Here is a 24,904-nt window from a genome sequence, read left to right as displayed (position 1 = left end):
GTGGCCAGGCGAGGCGTCTGCCAGGCTGACCATTCGATCGTTCGGGATCTTGGTGAGCGCGCCGGGACTCGAACCCGGGACCCCATGATTAAAAGTCACGTGCTCTACCGGCTGAGCTACGCGCTCGCTTCCAAGAAGCGGTGCGACGGCAGGGCCGTCACTGTCCGGATCGTCGGCAGGTCCCCATCGGAACGCGTGTAGCGTGGCCGTGGTTCACTGCGGCATGAGATCGGGGCGGCAAAACCCCGGCCTTGGGCCGCATCCTGTCGTGGGCGCTGTGTAGGGGGTGGGTCCGTTCCGGTCAATAGGGCGGCCGGGGGAAACCACGGGAGATCGACGATCGTTTCGGGTGCGGCGATGACGGTGCCGTAGCCCGCCATGAGCCGCCGTCATGGGCCGCCGTCGGCGCTCGAGAGAGCGACCGCGGAGGCGACCTGCGGGGGCTCACGGGCCGTCGCGATGACCCCGGATGTCGCGGCCGCCTGCGCCCTTCGGGCCCATGCGTCCGCTCATCCTGGCTACGCGGCGCGCGCTTCGCTCGGCGTTACACCTTCTCCGCCACCTTCGTCGCCGCCGCGCTCAGCGGCGCCGGCTGCATCCCCGGACCGGCCAGCTCCGGCACCCAGACCGGGCGCAGGCCGATCAGCTCGGCGGTGCGGACGGTGGCGTGGCGCCAGAACTCGAAGGAGTTGATGCGGGACATCTCCAAGAGCGCGATCGCGACCGCGGACAGGAACGGCAGGCTCTCCAGGATCAGGACGGCGGCGAAAATGTAGAGCTCGGTGATCTGCAACGTGTTGGTCACGATCAGGATGGTGGCGCCGATCAGGAGCAGGGCGCCGATCACGGCCTCCCAGAACGCCTGGAACTCGATCGACATCCTGGAGAGGCCGCCCTTCGACGTCCGGGCAAAGGCGAGGTGCTCGGTGATCAGGCCCTGCGCCACGGCGCGGCTGACGGTCCATTGCACTGACATCGCCGCGACCATCGCGCCCAGCATCTGCCACGGCTTCACCGCCACCCGCAGCCGGTAGAGGATCAGGAAGTGGGCGAGCGAGACCACGAAGGCGGCAAGGATCGGGATGGTCAGGATCTTGTCGGGGATGGCGATGCCGGCGAAGGCCACGATCGGCGTCCAGATCAAATTGAGGATCGCGACCACGACCCCGAGGCTCTCGGCGCCCAGCCAGTTGAGCCAGCCGAGCGAGAACTCGCGCTTCTGGTCCGCCGTCAGCCGGCTCCTGCCCGGCAGGAAGCGCTGCCAGTGCTTCTTGACGATCTGGAAGCCGCCATAGGCCCAGCGGTGGCGCTGCTTCTTGAACGCCTCGTAGGTGTCGGGCAGGAGGCCCTGGCCGTAGCGGGTGTTGGTGTAGTGGGTCTGCCAGCCGAGCTCCTGGATCGCGAGGCCGAGATCGGTGTCCTCGCAGATCGTGTCGCTCGACCATCCCCCGGCCATATCCATCGCCGCGCGCCGGATCAGGCACATCGTGCCGTGCACGATGATCGCGTTCTCCTCGTTGCGCTGGACCATGCCGATGTCGAAGAACCCGGCATATTCGCCGTTCATGATGTAGTGCATCAGCGACAGGTCCTCGTCGCGATGCTCCTGCGGCGCCTGCACCAGGCCGACGGTGGGATCGGCGAAGGCCGGCACGAGGTCGGAGAGCCAGTCCGGCGTCACGACGTAGTCGGCGTCGATGATGCCGATGATCTCGGCATCGACGGCGGTGCGCTCCATCGCGATGCGCAAGGCGCCGGCCTTGAAGCCCTTGACCTTCTCGGCATTGATGAACTTGAAACGCTCGCCGAGCATGCGGCAGTGATCCTGGATCGGCTGCCAGAACGCCGGATCGGGCGTGTTGTTGATGATGCAGACGACCTCGTAGTTGGGGTAGTCGAGCCGCGCCAGCGCATCCAGGGTCTGCTTCATCATGTCGACCGGCTCGAAATAGGCCGGCACGTGGATCGAGACCTTCGGGCAATAGCCTTGGGGCATGGCGGCGCGGTCGCGCGCGACCTTGTCGCGGGTCAGGAGACGGCGCGGCTCGCGGCCGAAGGCGATCGCGGCGATCTCCTCGATGCGGGCCATCGCGATCAGGATCAGGGGAACCAGCAGGATCAGGCCGAGCGTCAGCGCGAAGGTCGAGCCCCAGACGAAATAGTGCACGTTCCAATAGGCGAAGACGGTGGAGACCCAGGCGCCGACGCCGTGCGCCGTGATGGCGAGCATCATCGCCTGCAGCATGGTCGGCTGGCGCAGCCGCACGATCGGCAAGGACAGGAGCACGCCGACCAGCAGCGCGATGGTCGCGAGCTTCCAATAGTCGGGATTCACGATCGGGCCGGTCCAGGCGAATTTCGCCTCGCGCGCGGCGTTGAGCACGCCCCAATACGGGCCGACGCCGCCTTCGAAATATTTCCAGGGCTGATCGATCGCCTCGACGATGTTGTACTCCATGCCGATCGAGGCGGCCTGGGCGAGGAAATTGCGCAACACCTTGGCCTGCCGGAGCGGGCCCGGCACGGCTGGGCCGCGGCCGTCGCCGCTGCGGCTGTAGCCCTGGCTCGGCCAGCCGAACTCGGCAATCATGATGCGCTTGCCGGTGAACTGCTTCTTCAGGAGCTGATAGCGATCCACCGCCTGGTCGACCGCCTGGTCGTCGGTGAAGAACTCCCAATAGGGCAGGACGTGCGCGGCGATGAAGTCGACATTGGCCGCGAGCTCGGGGTTGTCGCGCCAAGTGTTCCAGACGTCGCCGGTGGTGACGGGGACGTTGACCGACTTCTTCACGCGCTTGATCTTCTCGATCAGCTCGTCGACCTTCTGCGTCGCCGTGAGGATGGTCTCGTTGCCGACCACGATGCCGATGACGTTGCTGTTGCGGCGGGCGAGGGTGATGGCCGACTGGATCTCGCGCTCGTTGCGGTCCGGATCCTTGTCGATCCAGGCGCCGAGCATCACCTTCAGGCCCGCCTCGGCGGCCAGCGGCGGCACGATCTCGAGGCCTCCGGTCGAGGAGTAGAGCCGGATCGCCCGCGTGATCGTGGCGAGCTTCTTCATGTCGGCGCGGATGCGCTCCGGCGAGGCCACGGTGTTGGCGCCGGGGGCGCCGGTTCCTTCATGCGGATCGTAGGAGACGCTCTGCAGCAGGCCGGTGAAGTTGGGGGCCTCCTGCTTGTCCTGCAGCAGTCCCCAGAGGGCGGCGTGCACGGCGGTGACGAGGAGCAGGACGGCGACGACGGCACGCATGGGAGGGGCAACCATTCCTAGGATCAAGTCAGCGGTGAAGCGGAGCGGTCGATCGCCGTTCCATCTCGGATATGCGATGCTGCCGGGATCACGTTCGCGGGTGACGTCCGACGACGAACGGCGAAGGCGATCAGTCTCACGCCGTCACAGCCGAAGGCCGCGACGTCATACGTCATCCCAATATGTCATCCCAACAGAGCCCAATCCTGCTGAACGCTGCCTGAACCGGGGCGAGGCTCAGGCGCGCGTCGACGACCTCGATCATATCTCGGCCGTATCCTGCCACGCGATCGGAGCGCTGTCATGCCGCACGCCGCGCATGGCGCCCGGTCGACGGAATCGTGCGTCCTGCCCGCCGTCAGGCGCCGGTCACTTCGCCGGAGGCTGCGCGGGCGCCGGCGACGCCGGGGGGGCGGGCTGCTGCGCCGGCGCCGGCGAAGCCTGCGCGGCCGGGGTCGAGGCCGGGCCCGGCGCAGGCGCCGCAGCCACCTGCGGCTTGGCGTCCGGATTGATCCAGCAGCCGTGGACGTGGTTGTTCAGCGAGTTCGGCACCTTCGGATCGATCTGCGGGATGAAGCGCGTCAGGCAGCGGAAGGCGGCCTGGACGTGGCCGCCCGGGCAACCGAACCGGTCATAGAGGTCGAGGTGCCGAAAGGCGGTATCGAGGTCGTCATTGTACATCAGCTGGACGACGCGGCGGCCGAGCCAGACGCATTCGGGATTGCCGGCCGGGCCGCCAGAGAGCGCCTGGGACGCCTCGGTGAATTCGTCGGCCTTGCGCTGGTTCTCCTTCGACACGTCGGCCGGATTGGCCGCCTGCGGCTTTTGGTCCTGGGGATGGTCGCTGCCGCTCTGGGCGAGCGCGCCGGGGGCGCCGATGAGGAGCACGAGGCCCAGAGCCGCCGACAGGCGCGAAACCGAAAACTTGGAGTGGAGCACGCGTCGACCCATAAATTCCCCGAAATGTTGCCTTCGTGCCGTCCCCTGACGGACGCAGTGTTGATGCCGATCAAATCAGCCCCGATTGCGGCGGGAGATTGATTCCGACTGTCGCAGAGCGTTCCTAACGGGCGCTTGCGCAGGGGTCCAGAACCTGGGTTGCAACGGCCGGGGTCAACCGGGATTCCCAATGACCGGAATCTCGGATTTTGTCCAGCAACGTACCAACTTTCTCGCGTCATCGTAAAAGGGTGATTTGGAGCCGGTACGCCCGGTGCGCCGGCGGGCCCGATCGCCTACTTGGCAGATCGCCGCCGACCGGGTAATCGACACCACCCTGCCTGGAGAACGGAACTGAAATCCCTCCCTACGCCGCTGGCGCTTCTGCTCATATCCTTGGGTGTCATCGCCGCCGCGTGGTGGTGGCTGGCCAAGCCGATCACGCTCGCGCGCGCGCCGATCGAGCCGGCCTCGAAGCTGCAGTGCGTATCCTATGCGCCGTTCCGCGGCCAGCAGAGCCCGCTCGATCCGACCACGCATATCGACGCCGAGCAGATCGAGCAGGACCTGGTGCAGCTCGCCAAGATCTCCGAATGCGTGCGCACCTATTCGATCGAGAACGGCCTCGACCAGGTGCCGGGAATCGCCGCCCGGGTCGGCATCAAGGTGATCCAGGGCATCTGGCTCGGCTCAAACAAGCTGAAGAACCAGCAGCAGATCGGCATCGCGGTCGACCTGATCAAGCGCTATCCCGGCGTCATCACGGCGGTCGTGGTCGGCAACGAGGTGCTGCTGCGCGGCGAGATGACGACCGCCGACCTCGCCGCCACCATCCGCAGCGTCAAGGCGCAGGTCACGGTTCCTGTGACCTACGCCGACGTCTGGGAGTTCTGGCTGCGCAACCGCGAGCTCTACGACATCGTCGACTTCGTCACGGTTCATATCCTCCCGTATTGGGAGGACATCCCGGTGCGCGCGAAATTCGCCGCCTCCCATGTCGACGCCATCCGCCAGCAGGTCGGCGTCGCCTTTCCGGGCAAGGAGATCCTGATCGGCGAGACCGGCTGGCCGAGCGAGGGGCGCATGCGCGAGGGCGCGCTGCCGTCGCGCGCCAACCAGGCCCGCGTGGTGTCGGAGATCCTCTCGCTCGCCAAGCGCGAGAATTTCCGCGTCAACCTGATCGAGGCCTATGACCAGCCCTGGAAGCGCAAGCTCGAAGGCACCGTCGGCGGCTATTGGGGCCTGATCAGCGACGACACGCGCACGCTGAAATATCCACCGGGCCAGCCCGTCAGCAACTATCCGCTGTGGAAGCTGCAGATGGGCGGCGGCATGATCCTGTCCTTCGCGGTGTTCCTCGCCGGCTGGCTGACGGTACGGCGCCGGCCCTGGCCGCCGCACATCTCGGCCTGGATCGGCGTCGGCATTTCCGCGACCACGGCCGGCGTGCTGTTCGGCATGGCCGCCGACAAGATGTTCTACGAGAGCCTCGGTGTCGGCGGCTGGCTGCAATGGGGCGCGCTGCTCGCCGCCGGCGTGCTGGCGCCGATCCTGGCCGCCAATGCGGCGATGGCCGGGCGGCCGCTGCCGACCTTCCTCGACCTGCTCGGACCGAATGACGGCCGCAAGCAGCTGAAGATCACCTACCTGCTGGCCCTGGTCCTGGTCGTGACCGTGCTGATCGCGGCCGAGACGGCGCTCGGCTTCGTGTTCGACCCGCGCTACCGCGATTTTCCGTTCGCCAGCCTGACCATGGCGGTGGTGCCATTCGCGATGCTGCTCGGCAACCGTCCGACGCAGGGCCCGCGGCCGATCGCCGAGGCATGCTTCGCCGGACTGCTGGCGATCTCCTCGGTCTACGTGATCTACAACGAGGGCCGCGACAACTGGCAGGCGATGTGGACCTGCGCGATGTATCTGCTGCTGGCGTTCACGCTGTGGCGGGCGCGGGCCGCGCAAAGCCGAGGATGAGCAGGCCGATCGCCAGCCCCGACAGCACGATGTTGTAGAGCACGATGCCGAGGCCGGCGGCGATCAGCCCGCCGGTCAAGAGCACGATCGACGGCCGCATCACGTGCAGCACCGCGATCACCAGCGCGGTGGCACCGAACACAGAATTCTTGAACAGCGGGGTCGCCACCGCCCGGCTCTTGCAGGCCAGCGTCTGCAGGCCGGCGTCGCAGGCGAGCGCGACGCTCGACAGCTCGATCGCCAGATAGCGCAGATAGAGGGCATAGCCGACGGTGACGAAGCCGACGATCAGGAGCCATTGCACCTGATAGGGCGAGAGGCGGAACGGGGTCTTTTTCATGCGCCGGACTATGCTGCGGAAAGGACGTGCGGACAAGCCGCAAAGCCGGTTCGCGGACTGCTTTCACAATCCGTCCCAACCGGCTTTGACCGCTCGCTGATTTGAGACTCAGGAGCGGCGGAAGAACGACGACAGCGCCGACGGCTGCTCGGGCTTGGGCGCCTCGGCCGGCGGCGGCGCCGGCGCGGCTGCCGTGGGCGGCGGCTCCTCGCGCTTACCGTGGCGCTGCTGCTGGGCCTGCGGCTGATAGGTGCGCCGGCGCTGCACCGGCTTCGGGGCGGCGGCAGCGGGAGCGCCCGGCTTGGCCGCCTCCGGCTCCTCGCGGACCGCGAGGCGCTGGCCGTCATAGACGGTGGTCTCGCAGGCGCGCTGGCTCTCGGCGAGCACCGCGCAGATCTTCGCCGCCGTCGCCGCGTCACTCAACGGACCGGCGCCGAGCCGCAGCTGCATGCCCGGACCGCCTCGGCCTTCCTTGAGAATGACGATCGGCCTGAGCGAGGCGAGGTCGGCATGGGTTCTTACGAGGTCCCGCCACAGCGCCCGCAGGCCGCCGAGCGAGTTGGCCGCGCCGAGATCGACGGCAAATTCGGTCTTCTGGACCGCCGTGACCGCGGCGTCGGTGCTGTCACTGCCCTTGGCGCTGGTGGCCTCGGCGGGTTCAGCTCTTGCGAGCTTGTCGGTCTCGGCCGGCTTGCCGGCCGGGTCCGGTGCGCCAGCGGGCAGCGGCTTGGAACCAGCTGCTGCGACCGCAGGGGCGGGCGAGGCAGATGGTGTCGGGGACGGGGCCGCAGACACAGGCGATGACGAAGCTCCCGAGGCCGGCTCCTGCTTCGTCTTGTCGGCGCTCGCGGCAGCCGACGGAGCCACCGGCTGAGCCGGATTGGGTCCGGCCGCTCCGCTGGGAATCGGCATGAACGGGGACGCGTTCGCGAATGCCGGCAGGGGGCTGGGCGCCACGGAACTCGACGGAACCGCAGCCGGGGCGAGGGATTCCACGGCTGCGATCTGCGGCGCGGGCCCGGCCCTGCTGGCGGGATTCGGGGACGCCTGGGCGCTCTGCTTGGCCAGCGCGCCAGTCACCGAGTCCAATCCCTGCTCGAGCACGGTCACGCGCGCGTACAGCCGGTCCCGGTCGGTGTTGAGCGTCTCGATGGCCGCGCCGAGCTGGCGCGCCTCGCCCTGGGTCTCACGGGCCAGCGACTGCAGCAGTTGCGCCTGGCGCGACAGGTCGGCCGCAGAAACACGGTCCTGCCGCCATCCCTGTGCGGCCTGATTGGTGAAAACGGCCAGGCCGACGGCGCCGACGGCACCAGCCCCCCACCAGCCGAGCCGCCACAGCGCGCGGCGATCGAACTCGTTCTCGTCGGCAAACAGTCCAGACAGAGTCGTGCCCGTCTTCTCAGCTGCATTTGCGCCGGCGGATTTGCGGGAGTCCTTAGCCATGAACCTGCCTTAATCGAATCACGAAGCGAACATTAACAGGAAAACCACCAGGGGCTTCAGCCGGTGCGGTTTGCCCCGCGCAGAAAACGCATTATGACAGCGCGACCTATGCGCTCCCTTCATCCCAGGTGTTTCATGACCGCTCGATCCAGTCTGACCATCGTGCTTGCGGCAGGCGAGGGCACCCGGATGCGCACGAGCGTGCCCAAGGTGTTGCATCCCGTCGCCGGCGAATCACTGCTGGCGCACGTCCTGGCGGCGGCGCCGCATGGGGATGGCGCCCGCGTCGCGGTGGTGGTGGGGCCGGGGCACGAGGCGGTCGAGAAGGAAGCCCGGCGCCTGCGCCCGGATGCGGATATCTTCGTCCAGCGCGACCGGCTGGGGACGGCGCATGCGGTGCTGGCGGCGCGGCAGGCGATCGCGCGCGGCGCCGACGATCTGCTGGTCGCGTTCGGCGACACGCCGCTGATCACGGCCGAGACGTTCGCGCGGCTGCGGGCGGCGCTCGCCGAAGGCGCGGCACTCGCCGTGCTCGGCTTCCGCGCCGCCGATCCGACCGGCTATGGACGCCTGCTGCTCGACGGATCGAAGCTGGTCGCGATCCGCGAGCAGGCCGATGCGAGCGAAGCGGAGCGGGCGATCACGCTGTGCAATGCCGGGGTGATGGCGATGGACGGCCGTCGCGCGCTGGGGATCCTCGACAGGATCGGCAATGCCAACAGCAAGGGCGAGTACTATCTGGTCGATGCGGTGGCGATCGCGCGCGAGGAGGGGCTCGATGCGGTCGTGATCGAAACCTCCGAGGACGAGGTGCGCGGCATCAACACCAAGGCGCAACTCGCCGAGGCCGAGGCGGTGATGCAGACCCGGCTGCGCCGCGCGGCGATGGATGCGGGCGTGACGCTGATCGCGCCGGAGACCGTCTATCTCGCCGCGGATACGACGTTCGGCAAGGACGTGACCATCGAGCCGTTCGTCGTGATCGGCCCCGGCGTGTCGATCGGCGACGGCGCGGTGGTGCATTCATTTTCGCACATCGTGCAGTCCAAGCTCGGCCGCAACAGCCTGCTCGGGCCGTTCGCGCGGCTGCGGCCCGGAACGTCGCTCGGCGACGGCGCCAAGATCGGCAATTTCGTCGAGGCCAAGGCTGCGGTGCTGGAGCCGGGCGTGAAGGTCAATCACCTGTCCTATATTGGCGACGCCCATGTCGGCGCCAATACCAACATCGGCGCCGGCACCATCACCTGCAATTATGACGGCTTCAACAAGCACAAGACGAACATCGGCGAGGGCGCCTTCATCGGCACCAACACCTCGCTGGTGGCGCCGATCAATATCGGCGCGCGCGCCTATATCGGCTCGGGCTCGGTGATCACGCGCGACGTGCCCGACGATGCGCTGGCGCTGGAGCGCAGTCCGCAGACGACGCGCGAAGGCGCCGCGGCGCGATTCCGGAATGCCAAGCAACGCCACAAAAAATAGGCGCGAGCCGGGGGCAGGGCAGCTTGGATTTCGGTCAACTGCTGTTCGATCTCGTCGGTGCGATTCTGACTGCGATCGTACGGCTAGCCATGTTTTCTGGCCGCGTCGTTTACGCCACGCTTGGTACAACTCCCCCTTTGGAGATCATGTTGCTGACCGGGCTCGGCATATGGGCCCTGATCGGTGCGATCGCCGCTTGGGTCTTTCTATAGGCGCCACGCGCTTGTTCACTCTTCGTCGTCCTGGAACTCGGCGAACATCGCGCGCGTCAGGCGCCAGCCGCGGCGGGTGGCGTGCTTGACCGGCTCGTTCTTGCTCTGATGCTTGATCGGCATCGGCTTCAGCTCGTGACTCAGCGTCGGCGGCGGCCAGTGCGCCAGATGGCTCCCGGACGCCGGATGTGACAGGCTGAGCGAGCTGGTTCCCTTTGGATCAGTTGGGCGGCGGTAAAAGGCCATGGGTCATCTCCGACGCGATAGTCTTGTGCGAAAGCGTTGACCGCACGTTAAGCCCGCTCCGAACTGACCTCCGTGTCGAACCGGAGCTGCCGGCCTGCCGCGTGGTTAAGCCTTGCGTGAAGTCTTGCACTTAACCCTGTCGCAATCCGCAATAATTATTGAATCCTGAAAGCGCGCGGTTTTCGTTAAGACAATGCCACGCTTTTGAATCTCTCTCGACGATTTGGGGACTAGCGCTGATGTGCGGAATCATCGGGATCCTGGGACGCGGGCCGGTTGCCGAGCATCTCGTCGATTCCCTGAAACGTCTCGAATATCGCGGCTACGATTCCGCGGGTGTCGCCACGCTCGAGGGCGATCATCTGGACCGGCGACGCGCCGAGGGCAAGCTGAAGAACCTCGAGAAGCGGCTCGAGCAGCAGCCGCTGAAGGGGCACGCCGGCATCGGTCATACCCGCTGGGCCACCCACGGCAAGCCGACCGAGAGCAACGCGCATCCGCACGCAACTGACAATGTTGCCGTGGTGCATAACGGCATCATCGAGAATTTTCGCGAACTACGCGCCGAGCTCGAAAAGCAGGGCGCCAGGTTCGCATCCGAGACCGACACCGAGACCGTCGTCCATCTCGTCAATTCCTATCTGCTGAAGGGCCACACGCCGCAGCAGGCGGTCGCTGCGTCGCTGCCGCAGTTGAAGGGCGCCTTCGCGCTGGCCTTCCTGTTCAAGGGCCACGGCAATCTCCTGATCGGCGCCCGCAAGGGCTCGCCGCTGGCGCTCGGCTATGGCGACGGCGAGATGTTCCTGGGCTCGGACGCGATCGCGCTGGCGCCGTTCACCGATACGATCAGCTATCTCGACGACGGCGACTGGGTCGAGATCACCCGCGATTCCGGCATCATTCACGACGCCTCGGGCGCGGTGGTGAAGCGCGAGGTGCTGAAATCCGGCGCGTCGTCGTTCCTGGTCGACAAGGCCAATTATCGCCACTTCATGGCCAAGGAGATCCACGAGCAGCCGGAGGTCGTCGGCCACACCCTGGCGCGCTACGTCGACATGGGCACCGAGCGCGTGATGCTGCCGGCGCGGCTGCCGTTCGACTTCAAGGACATCCAGCGCATCTCGATCACCGCCTGCGGCACCGCGAGCTACGCCGGATTCGTCGCCAAATACTGGTTCGAGCGCTTCGCGCGGGTGCCGGTCGAGCTCGACGTCGCCTCCGAGTTCCGCTACCGCGAGGCGCCGCTTCGCGAGGGCGATCTCGCCATCTTCATCTCGCAGTCCGGCGAGACCGCCGACACCCTGGCCGCGCTGCGCTACGCCAAATCGCAGGGCGTGCATACGCTCTCCGTCGTCAACGTGCCGACCTCGACGATCGCGCGCGAGAGCGAGATCGTGATGCCGACGCTGGCCGGTCCCGAGATCGGCGTCGCCTCGACCAAGGCCTTCACCTGCCAGTTGATGGTGCTGGCGGCGCTCGCCATCGCCGCCGGCCGCGGCCGCGGCGAGCTGTCCGAGGCCGACGAGACCAAGCTGGTCCACGGCCTGGTCGAGGTGCCGCGTCTGATCGCGGCGGCGCTGACCACCGAGCCGCAGATCGAGAAGCTCGCCCGCGAGATCGCCAAGTCAAAGGACGTGCTCTATCTCGGCCGCGGCACCTCCTATCCGCTGGCGCTGGAAGGCGCGCTGAAGCTGAAGGAGATCTCCTACATCCATGCCGAGGGCTACGCCGCCGGCGAGCTCAAGCATGGGCCGATCGCGCTGATCGACGAGACCATGCCGGTCGTCGTCATCGCGCCGTATGACCGCGTGTTCGAAAAGACCGTGTCGAACATGCAGGAGGTCGCCGCGCGCGGTGGCAACATCATCCTGATGACCGATGCCAAGGGCGCCGAGGAGGCGACGGTGGACTCGCTGGTCACGATCACCATGCCGGACATGGCCGCGACCTTCACGCCGATCGTCTACGCCATCCCGGTCCAGCTGCTGGCCTATCACACCGCCGTGGTGATGGGCACCGACGTCGACCAGCCGCGCAACTTGGCGAAGTCGGTCACGGTGGAGTAGATACGCCGCCGCTTGCCGCGTCCAAGCGATGCTCTCGCGTCGCCTTGAGAACCAGTTGGGCGTGAGTTGCGACGCGGCCTCTGCACATTCGCTGTCATCCCGGCGAACGCCGGGATCCATAACCACCTCACTTCGTGGCTGGCAGCTCCAGCGAGGCCCAAACCACCTCCCGGGACGACGGCCGAGTTTGCCTGTGCTGTGGCGCAACTGATTGACAGGGATTCCGATGGCACTCGACACTTGGCTGCTGTTCCTGCTCACGAGCATCGGAATCTCCCTGACGCCCGGACCCAACGGCCTGCTCGCCTTGACGCACGGGGCGCTGCATGGCGGTCGCAGGACATTGTTCACGATCGCGGGCGGCCTGATCGGCTTCATCCTCGTCATCGCGCTGTGCATGTTCGGCATCGGCGCGCTGGTGCAAGCGTCGATCACCTGGCTCGTGGTCCTGAAGTGGGTCGGCGGACTCTATCTCGCCTGGCTCGGGATCAAGCTCTGGTTCGCGCCGCCGGTGGGCGTCGATCTGGCCGGCCAGACCGTGGCGGCGCGCCCGCACGCGCTGTTCCGCCAGGGCTTCCTGACCGCGGCCACCAACCCGAAATGCCTGCTGTTCTTCAGCGCCCTGCTGCCACAATTCATCGATCCCGATCGCAGCCTGGCGGTGCAGTTCGCCGTCGTGGCCGTCACCTATACGGTGACGGAGTTCGTCACCGAATACGCCATTGCCAGCGCGGCAGCCCAGGTTCGTCCGTGGCTCGCCCGGGTCGGGCGGCGCTTCAACCAGGTCTGTGGCGGCATCTTCGTGGCGGTCGGCCTGGCCCTGCCGCTGCGTAGCGCCTAGGCGCGGCGGGTTTGCCCTTTTGAGTGGCTCCTCGCCGCCGCAGGGATCGAAATCGACGGCTTGCGCGCTGACTTGGGGCCCGACTGCCGGGCCACAGGTCAGCGGCAAAGCGCGCCTGTGTCGGAAAGAGGGCCTTTGCCCTTCAAAAATCTGCTAAGACCCCTAGGTGAGATTTGATCCGACCCGGAAGTTCGCATGAGTTCCCGCGACGACCTGCCGCCTGAGACCGATCCCTTGGCCGATGCTCCGGCCGAGACGCCCCACCATGGGCTGATGTTCAGGTTTCGCAACTATTTCCTGACCGGCCTCGTCGTCGCCGGACCCGTTGCCATCACGCTCTACATCACCTGGTGGTTCGTGACCTGGGTGGACGGGCTGGTCCGGCCGTTCGTGCCGCTGGTCTATCGTCCGGAAACCTATCTGCCGTTCGGCGTGCCCGGCTCCGGCCTGATCGTGGCCGTGATCGGACTGACGCTGCTCGGCTTCCTGACGGCCAACCTGATCGGCCGCACCCTGGTCGACCTCGGCGAGCGGCTGCTCGGCCGCATCCCGGCGGTGCGGGCGATCTATCGCGGCCTCAAGCAGGTGTTCGAGACGCTGTTCTCGGGCAAGGGTTCGAGCCTGCGCCGTGTCGGCCTGGTCGAGTTTCCGTCGCCCGGCATGTGGTCGATCGTGCTGATCTCGCAGCCGCCGAGCGCGGAGATTTCGGGCCGGCTGCCCGGTGACGACGAGCAGATCTCGGTGTTCTTGCCGTGCGCGCCGAACCCCACCACCGGCTTTTTCTTCTATCTGCCGCGGAGCAAGATCATCGAGGTGGACATGAGCGCCGAGGACGCGGCGACGCTGATCATGTCCTGCGGCGTGGTGCAGCCGGGATCGGACCAGCAGAAAAAAGTCGCGGCGCTGGCCAACATGGCCAACGCCGCGCGCCTCGCCAACGCACCCGCGCAGCCATCGCCGCACCGCGAGCCCGAGCCGGCCAAGGCGGACTAGGCTGAAGGGCCGACTGGCGCGAAAGGCCAGCCACTGCGGAAGAGCTAGGCCGCATCCTGCGGAACGAACGCGCGCAGGCGATGTCCATCCGGATCGAGCGCGACGAACGTCGTTCCGAAATCCATCCGCGTCGGCGCCTGCGCGATCGAAAGTCCGCGCGCCTTCCAGTCGTCGTGCAGCCTTTGGACCTCGCCGGCATCGCCGACCGCGAACGCGACCTCGCCGAAGCCTGCTGCGCCGGCCGCTGGCGGCTCGACCGTGTGCCGCGACCACAGGCCCAGCATGACGCCCTCGCGCAGCGGCAGCATGGCGAACGTCGGCGATTGTTCGATCACGGGCCGGCCAAGCAGATCCGCATAGAAGGCCGCGCTGCTCGGCGGGTTGTCGACGTAGAGGATCAGGAAATTGAACTCGGGCATCGTCTTTTCTCCGGTGGCGGCGCCGGCTGCGGCGCGTCAGCCACACGACTAGCCGAGCTCCCTGCCAGATTCTGTCAGCAGCCTTCGCGAGCACGGTCGGCGGCGGTCCGGTCCGCTCAGCGGGCAAACGTGCGCATCGCGGCACTTTGCACTGCATGATGATGCGAGGAAGGCACAGCCACGGATGTCGTCGTTCCTACAACCAGCGGGCGGTGGTGTTTCGAATGGTCACCATGGAAACATCGGGCAAACAAAAGTATGACGTTGGGGAAGCGCGTATGAGGCCTGTGAGTAGAACGACGTTGTTATGCGTGGTCGCGCTGTCCGTAGCGTCGCTGCAACTGACCGGGCCGGCGGCAGCCCAGACCACCTATACGCTCATTCAAGCCTTTGGCGACAGCTACGCCGATACGGGCAATCTCTGGACCTTCACCGGCGGGGCCGGCAAGCTGCCGCTCTATCCCACCGGCCGCTTCAGCGGCGGCACCAATTTCGTCGACACGACCTCGGCGCTGCTCGGCATTCCCCAGCTCAACTACGCGATCGGCGGCGCCATGGCCGGCAACACCAACGTGGTGGCGCCCGGCATTCCCGGCTTCTTTCAGGAATGGAGCGGACTGACGGGCTTCTCCGGCAGGATCTCCTCGACCGACCTGGTCGAGATCTCGGTCGGCGGCAACGATGCGCGGGCGTACTACCGCGCCGGTGGCTCGCTCGCTGGAGCGCCGACGGCCGCGGCCGTCACGGCTCAGCAGGCCATGGCCGGCATCAACGCGCTGGTCGGGGACGGCGCGCGCAGCATCGTGTTCACGGCCGGCGATGTCAGCACCTTGCCGGAGGCCGTCGGCAACGCCAATGCTTCAGCCGGCAAGGCCTACAGCACGACCTACAACAGCCTGATGCAGCAGTCGCTCGCCGGCGTCGCGCGTTCGGGCGTACGTGTCGAGTATGTCGACACCGGACTGGTGGGGACGCTGATCCAGGCCAATCCGTCGCGCTATGGCTTCACCAATGTCGGCGCCTGTCCGATCGCCTGCATCGGCAATCCTGCGCTGCAGAACCAATACCTGTTCTATGTCGATGGCGTGCACCTGACGTCACACGGCTTCGAGGTGCTGGGCCAATATATCGTCAACCGCCTCAACGCGCCGCTGACCTTCGCGCCGCAAGGCGAGGTGGGGTCGATCACGGCGATGGGCTTCGCCTCGACCCTGTTCGGCAAGCTCGACATGTTCCGCGAGACCGCGGGCTTTGCTCCATCGACGATGAACGCCTATGGGGCAATGGGCCGCCCGCCCCACACCAAGGCGCCGCCGCTCGCGTCGGTCAGTCCATGGTCGTTCTACATGCAGGGCAATGGCGGCGTCAGCGACCGCCAGGGCAGCGCCGCCTCGAACGGCTTCAATCTCGACAGCATCGGCGGCACGATTGGCGTCGAGTACCGGCTGTCGGCGAACGCCATGATCGGCACCGCCTTCGACTACTCCAACCCGAAGGCGAGGCTGTTCAACAGCGCCGGCACCACGGATGCCAACTCCTATCAGTTCGGCCTCTACGGCGCCTGGGCCAGCAGCAACCTGTTTGCGGAAGCGCTCGCGACGATCGGCCATCAGGACTATCGCAACACGCGGCCGGGCGTCGTCGACACCATCACCTCCAATCCCGGCGGCACGACCTTCGTCGCGGCCGGCAAGGCCGGTTACCTGTTCGATGCCGGCACGGCAAAGCTCGGCCCGATCGGCGGGCTGACCTATGCCCGCGCCCGTGTCGACGGCTTCACCGAGACCGGCGATCCTGCGCTCACGCTCGCGGTCGGCTCGCAGACCGCCGAGACCCTGATCGGCAGCGTCGGCGTGCAGCTGCGCACCCCGTTCCAGGTGCAGGGCAACGTCATCAATCCGTACCTGAACCTGACGCTCGATGACGACATCATCGGCAACGGCCGCCTGATTCAGTACAGCGCGACGTCGGCGCCCGTCATCGTCAACAACTGGACCGTTCCGAACGGCACCTCGCACGACGTCTACGGCCGGGTGAGCGCCGGCGTCGTGGCGCCGTTCTGGAGCAATGTGGCGCTGACGGCGACCGTGTCGCGCACCATCGGACGCACGGGTGGCGACGATTTCTTCGGCAGCGGAGGATTGAAGATCGCGTTCTGAGGTCTGCCGCGGCGGCCAGCGTTCTCGGGGGCTCTGAGGGGAGCGTTGAAGTTGCGGCCAAGGCGAGGGCAGCCCGGAAGGGCTGCCCTTCGTTTTCGTGCCTTCAATTTTGTCACGGGGTGCGCATAGTCTTCGAGACCATCGTTGGAACCGGAGCCGTCCTCATGCCCCCCAGCATTGCCGTCATCGCACCGGGCGCAATGGGCGGCGCGATCGCTGCCCGTCTCGTGGAGCACGGCTGCAACGTCCTGACGTCGCTCGAGGGGCGCAGCGCGGCGACGCGGGCGAGAGCGGCCGCATCCGGCATGATCGGCGCCAGCGATGCCGAGATCGCCAATGCGGACATCATCCTGTCGATCGTGCCGCCGGGCGAGGCCGTGGCGCTGGCGGAGCAGCTCGCGACGGTCATCAACCGGAATTCGAGGAAGCCCATCATCGTCGACTGCAATGCCGTCAACGTCGAGACCATCCGGAAGATCGAGGACATCGTGCTGTCGTCGGGCGCGCGCCTGGTGGATGCCGCCATCATCGGCCTGCCGCCGAAGCCCGGCACGAAGGGACCGGCCTTCTATGTGAGCGGCGAGGCGTCCGCCGATGTCTCCGTGCTGGGCCAACTCGGGCTCGATCTGCGACGGATCGAAGGACCCATCGGCGCGGCCTCGGCGCTGAAGATGTCCTATGCCGGCATCAACAAGGGGCTGACCGGGCTCGGCGCCGCGATGGTGCTGGCCGCCACCCGCGCCGGCGCAGCGGACGCGCTGCGCGATGAGCTGGCTCTGAGCCAGCCGCACGTGCAGGCGCGGCTCGGCAATGCGCTGCCGGACATGCTGCCGAAGGCCTATCGCTGGGTTGCCGAAATGCGCGAGATCGCGGGCTTCCTGGGAGAGGATCATCCGGCGGCGCTGATCTACGAAGGTTTCGCGCGGCTGTTCGAGCACATCGCGGCGGACGTGCAGGGGGAGGGGTCAGACGCGGCGCAGCTGGTGGCCTTCGCCGAGAGCTGCAAGGCGAAGAAGTAGCCGGAACCTCTCCCCGCGTCATTGCGAGCGCAGTGTTCAGCCCGGGGACATGGCTGACAGGTGTTCGGAGACATGGTTGACACCTCAAAATTGGCTCGATTCGTCAAGCAAAGGGGCGAGCGATGCCGTGGCGAGAGGTGTCTGTCATGGACCAGCGACGAGAGTTTGTGATGCTTGCCAAGCAGGAGGGAGCCAACCGGCGGCAGCTGTGTCGGCGGTTCGGCATCAGCCCCCAGACCGGCTACAAATGGATCGAGCGGTCTGACGCCGGCGATACGACGCTGGCGGACCGGTCGCGGCGGCCGCATCGAAGTCCGGAGCGCACCGCAGCTGCGACTGAGCAGCAGATTGTCGCGTTGCGCGATGCTCACCCGGCCTGGGGCGCGCGCAAGCTCGCGCATCGTCTCGATCGCGATGGGCAAGCTGTCCCGGCGATCTCCACCGTGCATAACATCCTGCGCCGCTACGATCGGGTGACGGAGCCTGGCGGCACGCCCGGGCAGCCCTACACGCGGTTCGAGAAGGATGCGCCCAATCAGCTGTGGCAGATGGACTTCAAGGGACACAGTGCGCTGGAGAACGGTGTGTCTTGTCATCCGCTCACCGCGCTGGACGATCACTCGCGCTTTTCCTTGTGCCTGGCGGCCTGCGACAATGAGCGCGGCTCTACGGTCAAAGGACATTTGGAGACGACGTTCCGCCGCTATGGACTGCCGGATGCGATGTTCGTCGACAACGGTGGCCCCTGGGGCTTTACTCTCGAAGACCCCTGGACCGCGTTGACGGTCTGGCTGCTGAAGCTCGGCGTTCGAACGATCCATAGCCGGCCCTATCATCCCCAGAGCCGCGGCAAGAACGAACGCTTCCACCGCAGCCTGAAGGCCGAGGTCTTTGCCTTCAAGCGTTACAGGGACCTTCCCGATGTCCAGCGGGCACTCGACGAATGGCGAGCCGTCTACAATCTCGACCGCCCCCATGAGGCTCTCGACTTCAATGTGCCGGCAAGCCGCTATCGGCCCAGCCAACGCACCATGCCGGATCGCCTTCCGACGGTGGACTACGACGAGGGGGAGATCGTCCGTTCCGTGTCGAGCACGAAGGCCTATGTCAGTTTCGAGGGACGGCTCTGGAAAGTCCCTCAAGCCTTTCGCGGTGAGCGACTCGCTATTCGTCCACTCAGACAAGACGGAAAATTCGGAGTTTTCTTTGCCGCTCATCAGATCGCAGCGATCGATTTGCGTGACCCCAAAAGTGTCAACCATGTCCCCGAACAGGTGTAAGCTATGTCTCCGGGCTAAACAGCAGCGAAGCAATCAAGAATCCCGCGACGACTCTGGATTGCTTCGCTGCGCTCGCAATCACGGCGTTGGTCTATCCCGCGGTCAACAGCGGGATCGCTTCATCCCGTTCGTACAGATACAACAAACAGCGCAGCGCGTCGCTGCGCGGACCCTTCAGCTTCGGATCCTCTTTCAGGATGCGCAGCGCCTCGTCGCGCGCCTGGGTGATCAACTGGGCGTGCACCTCGGGCCGCGCGATGCGATAGCCGGGCAGGCCGCTCTGGCGGATGCCGAGCACGTCGCCTTCGCCGCGCAGCTTGAGATCCTCCTCGGCGATGCGGAAGCCGTCGGTGGTCTCGCGGATCACCGCGAGCCGCGCCTTCGACATCGGCCCGAGCGGCTCGTGATAGAGCAGGATGCAGGTCGAGGCCTCGGAGCCGCGGCCGATGCGGCCGCGCAGCTGGTGCAATTGTGCGAGGCCGAAGCGCTCGGCATTCTCGATCACCATGATGCTGGCGGCCGGCACGTCGACGCCGACCTCGACCACCGTGGTGGCGACCAGCAGGCGCAGCTCATGCGCCGCGAAGCGGCCCATGACCTCGTCCTTCTCGCTGCCCTTCATCTTGCCGTGGACGAGGCCGACCTTGTCGCCAAAGCGCTCGCGCAGGCTCTCGAAGCGATCCGTCGCGTTGGTGAGATGATCGATGCCCTCGGCCTCGGATTCCTCGACCAGCGGGCAGATCCAGTACACCAGCTTGCCGGCATCGAGCGCGCGGCCGACGGCGTCGATGACCTCGCCGAGCCTGGTATCGGCCACCGCGCGGGTGTCGATCGGCTGGCGGCCGGCCGGCTTCTCGCGCAGCTCGGAAATGTCCATGTCGCCGAAATAGGTCAGCACCAGGGTGCGCGGGATCGGCGTCGCCGACAGCACGAGCACGTCGACGGCCTCGCCCTTCGAGGTCAGCGCCAGCCGCTCGCGTACGCCGAAGCGATGCTGCTCGTCGACGATGGCGAGCGCCAGCGACTGGAAGACCACGTCGTCCTGGATCAGCGCGTGGGTGCCGATGAGGATGTCGATCTCGCCGGCTTCGAGCCGGGCGAGGATGTCGCGGCGCTCCTTGCCCTTCTCGCGTCCGGTGAGGATGACCACGTTCATGCCGGCGCGCGCGGCGAGCGGGGCGATGGTCTTGGCATGCTGGCGCGCCAGGATCTCGGTCGGCGCCATCAGCGCCGCCTGCTTGCCGGCCTCGGCGACGGCGGCTGCGGCCAGCAGCGCCACCACCGTCTTGCCGGAGCCGACGTCGCCCTGCAGCAGCCGCAGCATCCGCACCGGCTTTTCGAGATCGGCGGCAATCGCGGCCATCGCCTCGGCCTGCGAGTTCGTCAGCGCATAAGGCAGGGCGTCGATGATCCTGCGGCGCAGGCGGCCGTCGCCGGCGTGGCGGTTGCCGGCGGGCCGGCGCAGCTGCGCCCGCACCAGCGCCAGCGCCAATTGCCCGGCGAGCAGCTCGTCGAAGGCGAGGCGCGACCAGAACGGGTTCTCCGGCAGGATGTCGGTCAATTCCTGCGGGATGTGCACCCGCGTCAGCGCCTCCCTCAAGGACGGGAAGTTGCAGCGGCTGAGCACCTCCGGGCTGATCCACTCCGGCAGGTCCGGCAGTTTGGTCAGCGCGGCGGCGATCGCCCGCCGCAGCGAGCCCAGCGCGAGGCCTTCGGTCAGCGGATAGACCGGGTCGATTCCTGACAGTTTTGCAAACCCCGCCTCATCGAGGATGCGGTCGGGATGCACGATCTGCGGCACGCCGTCGTACATCTGCACCGTGCCGGAGACGTAGCGCTTGGCGCCGACCGGCAGGATCTTCTCGATGTAGTCGCCCTTGGGGCGGAAGAACGTCAGCACGACGTCGCCGGTCTCGTCGCTGGCGTAAACGAGGTATGGCGCGCGCGCATTGCGCGAGGGACGGTGGCGGTCGACCGTGACCTCCAGCGTCACGACCGTGCCGACCTCGACGTCGCGGACCTTCGGCCGGTTACGGCGGTCGATCACGCTGGCCGGCAGATGCAGCAGCAGGTCGACCAGCCGCGGCGTCTCGCTGCAGCCGAGCAGGTAGCGCAGCAGCTTGTCCTGCTTCGGCCCGACCCCGGAGAGGGCGGTGACCGGCGCAAACAGGGGATTGAGGATGCTGGGGCGCATGGAGCGAACACTTAAAGCGGTTTGAGAGCCGGGATAGCCGCGAATGCCGAGACATCCACGTCTTTTTCTCAGTTTTCAGGTGCCGGGCATGCCGGTTCTGCAGTCCCGAGGGCTGACAGGGACGCCGCGCACCGCTATATCAACCGCGCCCGGCACCGTCCGGGCTTTTGGCGTTGTACTGCAGGATGTCGCGATGACTGGAACGACCCGATCGAGCCAAGGCCTTGACGACCGCCGCAAGCGGCTCCTGTTCCGCTGCTGGCATCGCGGCACCCGCGAGATGGATCTGATCCTCGGCCGCTTTGCCGACGCCGAGATCGGCAGCCTCAGCGAGAGCGAGCTGGCCGAGCTCGAGCAACTGCTCGAAGTCCCCGACCCGGACTTTTATGCCGCGGTCACCGGCGCCCGGCCGCTGCCGCCGGAGCAGACCCCGGCGCTGTTCGCTCGCATCAAGGCGTTCCGCGCGGTGGACGCCGACTGATGAAGAGCCCGGTCAAGTCGCCTGCCGAGCATCTCGCGCCGGGGCGCGCGCTGACGCTCGCCAACGTCGCCGAGGGCGCCGAAGGCCTCGTCGTCTCCGACCTCGCGCGCGCCATCGCCGCCAAGCCGAAGCCGCCGGCGGTGAGCCTCGCCGTGGTCTGCCGCGACGGCGCACGCATGCAGCAGCTGGCGCGGGCGCTCGACTTCTTCGCGCCCGATCTTCCTGTCATGCAGTTCCCCGCCTGGGACTGCCAGCCCTATGACCGCGTCTCGCCGCATGGCGGCATCCTGGCCCAGCGCGTCACGACATTGGCGCGGCTGTCGCGCCTCGCCGGCAGCGACAAGCCGCTGATCGTGCTGACCACCGTGAATGCCATCGTCCAGCGCGTGCCGTCGCGCGACACCATGGCCGGGCAGGCACTGTCGGTCGCGCCCGGCCATGTCGTGCTGATGGACTCTGTCGTCGCCTGGTTGGAGCACAACGGCTACCACCGCTCGTCAACCGTGCGCGAGAGCGGCGAATATGCCGTGCGCGGCGGCATCCTCGACCTGTTCCCGGCGGGCCTCGACCAGCCGGTGCGCTTCGACTTCTTCGGCGACAGCCTGGAATCGATCCGCACCTTCGACGCCGAGACGCAGCGAACCCTGCTCGACATGCGCTCGCTCGATCTGGTGCCCGTCTCCGAATTCCAACTGGTCACCGACACCATCCGCCGCTTCCGCATGGGCTATGTCGCCGAGTTCGGCGCGCCCGAGCGCGACGATGCGCTGTACGAGGCCGTCAGCGAGGGCCGGCGCTATCCCGGCATGGAGCACTGGCTGCCGCTGTTCCACGACAAGATGGAGACGCTGTTCGACTACCTGCCGAACACGCCGGTCGTGATCGAGCCGCAGGGCGAGGACGCCGCGCGCGAGCGCTTCAAGCAGATCATCGATTATTACGACGCGCGTCGCGAGGCCATGGAGCATCCCGGCGGCGGCGCGATCTACAAGCCGCTGACGGTCGACCGCCTGTATCTGACGTCGTCCGAATGGGCTGAGCGGCTCGCAGCCGTTCCGCTGGCGCGGGTGACGCCCTTCGCCGTGCCGGAAGGCACCGGAGTCGTCGATATCGGCGCGCGGCAGGGCCGCAGCTTCGCACCCGAGCGCAACGACGCCGCGGTCAACGTGTTCGAGGCCGTCGTCGCCCATGTCCAGGCGTTGCAGTCTATGCGCAAGAAGGTCGTCATCGCGCTGTGGAGCGAAGGCTCGCGCGACCGCATGGCCAGCATGTTGAAGGATCACAAGCTGATCCACGTCACCAGCGTCAATACCTGGCGCGTGGTGCAGGCGACGCCACGCAACGAGACCATGCTGGCGCTGCTCGGGCTGGAGTCCGGCTTCGAGACCGACCAGATCGCTGTGATCTCCGAGCAGGACATTCTCGGCGACCGCCTGGTGCGGCCGCGCAAGGCGAGCCGCAAGCTCGACAACTTCATCTCCGAGGTGACGAGCCTCGCGGTCGGCGACATCGTTGTCCATGTCGATCACGGCATCGGCCGTTTCGTCGGCCTGCAGACGCTCGAAGTCGCCGGCGCGCCGCATGACTGTCTCGAGCTGCGCTACGCCGGCGAGACCAAGCTGTATCTGCCGGTCGAGAACATCGAGCTGTTGTCGCGCTACGGCTCCGACCAGACCAGCGTCGAGCTCGACAAGCTCGGCGGCTCCGGCTGGCAGACCCGCAAGGCCAAGCTCAAGAATCGCATCCGCGAAATGGCCGGCGAGCTGATCAAGATCGCCGCCGAGCGCATGCTGCACGAGGCGCCGAAGCTGCCGGTGCAGGCCGGCCTCTACGACGAGTTCTGCGCGCGCTTCCCCTATGACGAAACCGAGGACCAGCTCGCCGCGATCCAGGCGACGCTCGCCGATCTCGAAGCAGGACGTCCGATGGACCGCTTGGTCTGCGGCGACGTCGGCTTCGGCAAGACCGAGGTGGCGTTGCGCGCGGCGTTCGCGGTCGCGCTGGATGGCAAGCAGGTCGCCGTCGTCGTGCCGACCACGCTGCTGGCGCGCCAGCATGCGAAAACCTTCACCGAGCGCTTCAAGGGCTTTCCGGTCAACGTCGCGCAGGCCTCGCGCCTCGTCTCGACCAAGGAGCTCAACCAGGTCAAGAAGGGGCTCGCCGACGGCTCGGTCGACATCGTCGTCGGCACCCATGCGCTGCTCGGCAAGTCCATCAAGTTCCGCGACCTCGGCCTCGTCATCGTCGACGAGGAACAGCATTTCGGAGTCGGCCACAAGGAGCGGCTGAAGCAACTGCGTGCCGAGGTGCATGTGCTGACGCTGTCAGCGACGCCGATCCCGCGCACCTTGCAGCTGGCGCTGACGGGCGTGCGCGAGCTGTCGATCATCGCCTCGCCACCGGTCGATCGGCTGGCCGTGCGCACGTTCGTGGCACCGCATGACCCGGTGATGATCCGCGAGGCCTTGCTGCGCGAGCGCTATCGCGGCGGCCAGGCGTTCTACGTCGTGCCGCGCATCGACGATCTCGCCGAGGTCAAGGAGTTCCTCGACAAGACCGTGCCGGAGATGAAGGTCGCGGTCGCCCACGGCCAGATGGCGCCGACCGTGATCGAGGACATCATGTCGGCGTTCTACGACGGCAAGTTCGACGTCCTGCTGTCGACGACCATCGTCGAGTCCGGCCTCGACATTCCCCGCGCCAACACGCTGATCGTGCACCGCGCCGACATGTTCGGCCTCGCCCAGCTCTATCAGCTGCGCGGCCGCGTCGGCCGCTCCAAGCTGCGCGCCTATGCGCTGTTCACCCTGCCGTCGACGCACAAGATCAGCCCGCAGGCCGAGAAGCGCCTGGGTGTGCTGCAGTCGCTGGAGACGCTCGGCGCCGGCTTCCAGCTCGCCAGCCACGACCTCGACATCCGCGGCGCCGGCAATCTCCTCGGCGACGAGCAGTCCGGCCACATCAGGGAGGTCGGCTTCGAGCTCTATCAGTCGATGCTGGAGGAGGCGATCGAGAACCTCAAGGCGGGCATCACCGAGCCGACCGTCGACCGCTGGTCGCCGCAGATCACCATCGGCATGCCCGTGCTGATTCCGGAGGACTACGTCTCCGACCTCTCGGTGCGGCTGTCGCTGTACCGCCGGCTCGCCGATCTCGAGACCGACGACGAGATCGACAACTTTGCCGCCGAGCTGCGCGACCGCTTCGGTAAGCTGCCGGACGAGACGCGCTATCTGTTCAAGGTCGCGGCGATCAAGAACTACTGCCGCCGGGCCAATGTCGAGAAGGTGGATGCCGGTCCGAAGGGCGCCGTCATCGCCTTCCGCGACAACAGTTTTGCCTATCCCGAGCGCCTGGTCGCCTTCATCAAGCGCCACGGCCAGGCCGCCAAGGTACGTCCCGACATGAAGGTCGTGTTCCTGCAGATATGGGAGACGCCGGAAGAGCGCCTGGCGGGGACCACGGATATCCTCAAGGAGCTGGCCGAGCTCGCGGAGAAGAAGAAGGCGGCGTAGGGCAGCCGCTGGCTCTACATCAGCGAAGCTGCCAGCCGAAGTGCAAGGCAGGGC

General features: G+C 66.9%; 18 protein-coding genes and 1 tRNA gene. 11 read left to right on the top strand and 8 right to left on the bottom strand.

Annotated elements, in window-relative coordinates:
* Window positions 1-50: 50 nt before the first annotated feature.
* The 3 genes from QX128_RS01645 to QX128_RS01635 all read right to left on the bottom strand — a co-directional run bounded on the left by QX128_RS01645 (window position 51) and on the right by QX128_RS01635 (window position 4,201).
* A tRNA-Lys gene (locus QX128_RS01645) sits at window positions 51-126 on the bottom strand.
* Between the two features lie 418 nt (window positions 127-544).
* Window positions 545-3,250 carry a glycosyltransferase gene (locus QX128_RS01640; protein WP_316236521.1) on the bottom strand — a complete coding sequence of 902 codons (2,706 nt, stop codon included), beginning with the start codon at window positions 3,248-3,250 and terminating at the stop codon, window positions 545-547.
* A gap of 369 nt (window positions 3,251-3,619) precedes the next feature.
* Window positions 3,620-4,201 carry a beta-1-3, beta-1-6-glucan biosynthesis protein gene (locus QX128_RS01635; protein WP_315800039.1) on the bottom strand — a complete coding sequence of 194 codons (582 nt, stop codon included), beginning with the start codon at window positions 4,199-4,201 and terminating at the stop codon, window positions 3,620-3,622.
* A gap of 378 nt (window positions 4,202-4,579) precedes the next feature.
* Here QX128_RS01635 and QX128_RS01630 point away from each other — a divergent pair, with 378 nt between their 5' ends.
* Window positions 4,580-6,160: a beta-(1-6) glucans synthase gene (locus QX128_RS01630; protein WP_316178956.1), complete on the top strand. Its 1,581-nt coding sequence runs from the start codon at window positions 4,580-4,582 to the stop codon at window positions 6,158-6,160.
* Here QX128_RS01630 and QX128_RS01625 read toward each other — a convergent pair.
* Both QX128_RS01625 and QX128_RS01620 read right to left on the bottom strand, forming a co-directional pair.
* Window positions 6,120-6,500 carry a hypothetical protein gene (locus tag QX128_RS01625; RefSeq protein ID WP_315800038.1) on the bottom strand — a complete coding sequence of 127 codons (381 nt, stop codon included), beginning with the start codon at window positions 6,498-6,500 and terminating at the stop codon, window positions 6,120-6,122. The genes QX128_RS01630 and QX128_RS01625 overlap by 41 nt on opposite strands.
* Window positions 6,501-6,608: 108 nt before the next feature.
* Window positions 6,609-7,943: a hypothetical protein gene (locus QX128_RS01620; RefSeq protein WP_316236520.1), complete on the bottom strand. Its 1,335-nt coding sequence runs from the start codon at window positions 7,941-7,943 to the stop codon at window positions 6,609-6,611.
* Between the two features lie 135 nt (window positions 7,944-8,078).
* On the opposite strand from QX128_RS01620, the gene glmU reads away from it, so the two are divergent.
* Together glmU and QX128_RS01610 are read left to right on the top strand one after the other, a co-directional pair.
* Window positions 8,079-9,425: a bifunctional UDP-N-acetylglucosamine diphosphorylase/glucosamine-1-phosphate N-acetyltransferase GlmU gene (glmU, locus tag QX128_RS01615; protein WP_316236519.1), complete on the top strand. Its 1,347-nt coding sequence runs from the start codon at window positions 8,079-8,081 to the stop codon at window positions 9,423-9,425.
* A gap of 23 nt (window positions 9,426-9,448) precedes the next feature.
* Entirely contained in the window at window positions 9,449-9,637 is a 189-nt protein-coding gene (locus QX128_RS01610) for a hypothetical protein (protein WP_316236518.1), read from the top strand.
* A gap of 15 nt (window positions 9,638-9,652) precedes the next feature.
* Here QX128_RS01610 and QX128_RS01605 read toward each other — a convergent pair whose 3' ends face one another.
* Window positions 9,653-9,883, bottom strand: a complete 231-nt coding sequence (locus QX128_RS01605; RefSeq protein ID WP_315800034.1) for a hypothetical protein — start codon at window positions 9,881-9,883, stop codon at window positions 9,653-9,655.
* A 239-nt stretch (window positions 9,884-10,122) separates the two neighbouring features.
* Here QX128_RS01605 and glmS point away from each other — a divergent pair, with 239 nt between their 5' ends.
* The 3 genes from glmS to QX128_RS01590 all read left to right on the top strand — a co-directional run bounded on the left by glmS (window position 10,123) and on the right by QX128_RS01590 (window position 13,783).
* Entirely contained in the window at window positions 10,123-11,949 is a 1,827-nt protein-coding gene (gene glmS, locus QX128_RS01600; RefSeq protein WP_316236517.1) for a glutamine--fructose-6-phosphate transaminase (isomerizing), read from the top strand.
* 226 nt (window positions 11,950-12,175) lie between these two features.
* Window positions 12,176-12,790: a LysE family translocator gene (locus tag QX128_RS01595; protein WP_315800032.1), complete on the top strand. Its 615-nt coding sequence runs from the start codon at window positions 12,176-12,178 to the stop codon at window positions 12,788-12,790.
* Window positions 12,791-12,985: 195 nt separating this feature from the next.
* Window positions 12,986-13,783, top strand: coding sequence for a DUF502 domain-containing protein (locus QX128_RS01590; protein WP_316236516.1), 798 nt, complete (start codon window positions 12,986-12,988; stop codon window positions 13,781-13,783).
* Window positions 13,784-13,827: 44 nt separating this feature from the next.
* On the opposite strand, the gene QX128_RS01585 is transcribed toward QX128_RS01590, so the two are convergent.
* Window positions 13,828-14,202: a VOC family protein gene (locus tag QX128_RS01585; RefSeq protein ID WP_316236515.1), complete on the bottom strand. Its 375-nt coding sequence runs from the start codon at window positions 14,200-14,202 to the stop codon at window positions 13,828-13,830.
* A 278-nt stretch (window positions 14,203-14,480) separates the two neighbouring features.
* Between QX128_RS01585 and QX128_RS01580 the strand changes: the two genes are divergently transcribed.
* From QX128_RS01580 to QX128_RS01570, 3 genes are all read left to right on the top strand, one after another.
* Window positions 14,481-16,361: an autotransporter domain-containing protein gene (locus QX128_RS01580; protein WP_316236514.1), complete on the top strand. Its 1,881-nt coding sequence runs from the start codon at window positions 14,481-14,483 to the stop codon at window positions 16,359-16,361.
* A 164-nt stretch (window positions 16,362-16,525) separates the two neighbouring features.
* Entirely contained in the window at window positions 16,526-17,380 is an 855-nt protein-coding gene (locus QX128_RS01575; RefSeq protein WP_316236513.1) for an NAD(P)-dependent oxidoreductase, read from the top strand.
* 122 nt (window positions 17,381-17,502) lie between these two features.
* Window positions 17,503-18,660 (top strand): IS481 family transposase, encoded by a 1,158-nt coding sequence (locus tag QX128_RS01570; protein WP_316216558.1) that lies wholly within the window; start codon window positions 17,503-17,505, stop codon window positions 18,658-18,660.
* 91 nt (window positions 18,661-18,751) lie between these two features.
* On the opposite strand, the gene recG is transcribed toward QX128_RS01570, so the two are convergent.
* Window positions 18,752-20,854 carry an ATP-dependent DNA helicase RecG gene (gene recG, locus QX128_RS01565; RefSeq protein WP_316236512.1) on the bottom strand — a complete coding sequence of 701 codons (2,103 nt, stop codon included), beginning with the start codon at window positions 20,852-20,854 and terminating at the stop codon, window positions 18,752-18,754.
* A gap of 193 nt (window positions 20,855-21,047) precedes the next feature.
* Between recG and QX128_RS01560 the strand changes: the two genes are divergently transcribed.
* Window positions 21,048-21,335 carry a succinate dehydrogenase assembly factor 2 gene (locus QX128_RS01560; protein WP_315800027.1) on the top strand — a complete coding sequence of 96 codons (288 nt, stop codon included), beginning with the start codon at window positions 21,048-21,050 and terminating at the stop codon, window positions 21,333-21,335.
* Complete coding sequence (gene mfd, locus QX128_RS01555; RefSeq protein ID WP_316236511.1) at window positions 21,335-24,850, top strand: transcription-repair coupling factor; 3,516 nt, start codon at window positions 21,335-21,337, stop codon at window positions 24,848-24,850. The genes QX128_RS01560 and mfd overlap by 1 nt, the downstream gene beginning before the upstream one ends.
* The last annotated feature ends 54 nt before the right edge of the window (window positions 24,851-24,904 follow it).

The organism is Bradyrhizobium sp. SZCCHNR1015, from assembly GCF_032489875.1.
GTDB lineage: Bacteria > Pseudomonadota > Alphaproteobacteria > Rhizobiales > Xanthobacteraceae > Bradyrhizobium.
Note: the sequence above shows the minus strand (reverse complement) of the source record. Positions and strands in the feature narration are given on the sequence as shown.

Excerpts from the sequence above, each read along its gene's own strand:
- QX128_RS01640 (WP_316236521.1), bottom strand. The coding sequence starts at position 3,250 with ATGCGTGCCGTCGTCGCCGTCCTGCTCCTCGTCACCGCCGTGCACGCC.
- QX128_RS01635 (WP_315800039.1), bottom strand. The coding sequence starts at position 4,201 with ATGGGTCGACGCGTGCTCCACTCCAAGTTTTCGGTTTCGCGCCTGTCG.
- QX128_RS01625 (WP_315800038.1), bottom strand. The coding sequence starts at position 6,500 with ATGAAAAAGACCCCGTTCCGCCTCTCGCCCTATCAGGTGCAATGGCTC.
- QX128_RS01620 (WP_316236520.1), bottom strand. The coding sequence starts at position 7,943 with ATGGCTAAGGACTCCCGCAAATCCGCCGGCGCAAATGCAGCTGAGAAG.
- glmU (WP_316236519.1), top strand. The coding sequence starts at position 8,079 with ATGACCGCTCGATCCAGTCTGACCATCGTGCTTGCGGCAGGCGAGGGC.
- QX128_RS01605 (WP_315800034.1), bottom strand. The coding sequence starts at position 9,883 with ATGGCCTTTTACCGCCGCCCAACTGATCCAAAGGGAACCAGCTCGCTC.
- glmS (WP_316236517.1), top strand. The coding sequence starts at position 10,123 with ATGTGCGGAATCATCGGGATCCTGGGACGCGGGCCGGTTGCCGAGCAT.
- QX128_RS01595 (WP_315800032.1), top strand. The coding sequence starts at position 12,176 with ATGGCACTCGACACTTGGCTGCTGTTCCTGCTCACGAGCATCGGAATC.
- QX128_RS01590 (WP_316236516.1), top strand. The coding sequence starts at position 12,986 with ATGAGTTCCCGCGACGACCTGCCGCCTGAGACCGATCCCTTGGCCGAT.
- QX128_RS01585 (WP_316236515.1), bottom strand. The coding sequence starts at position 14,202 with ATGCCCGAGTTCAATTTCCTGATCCTCTACGTCGACAACCCGCCGAGC.
- QX128_RS01580 (WP_316236514.1), top strand. The coding sequence starts at position 14,481 with ATGAGGCCTGTGAGTAGAACGACGTTGTTATGCGTGGTCGCGCTGTCC.
- QX128_RS01575 (WP_316236513.1), top strand. The coding sequence starts at position 16,526 with ATGCCCCCCAGCATTGCCGTCATCGCACCGGGCGCAATGGGCGGCGCG.
- QX128_RS01570 (WP_316216558.1), top strand. The coding sequence starts at position 17,503 with ATGCCGTGGCGAGAGGTGTCTGTCATGGACCAGCGACGAGAGTTTGTG.
- recG (WP_316236512.1), bottom strand. The coding sequence starts at position 20,854 with ATGCGCCCCAGCATCCTCAATCCCCTGTTTGCGCCGGTCACCGCCCTC.
- QX128_RS01560 (WP_315800027.1), top strand. The coding sequence starts at position 21,048 with ATGACTGGAACGACCCGATCGAGCCAAGGCCTTGACGACCGCCGCAAG.
- mfd (WP_316236511.1), top strand. The coding sequence starts at position 21,335 with ATGAAGAGCCCGGTCAAGTCGCCTGCCGAGCATCTCGCGCCGGGGCGC.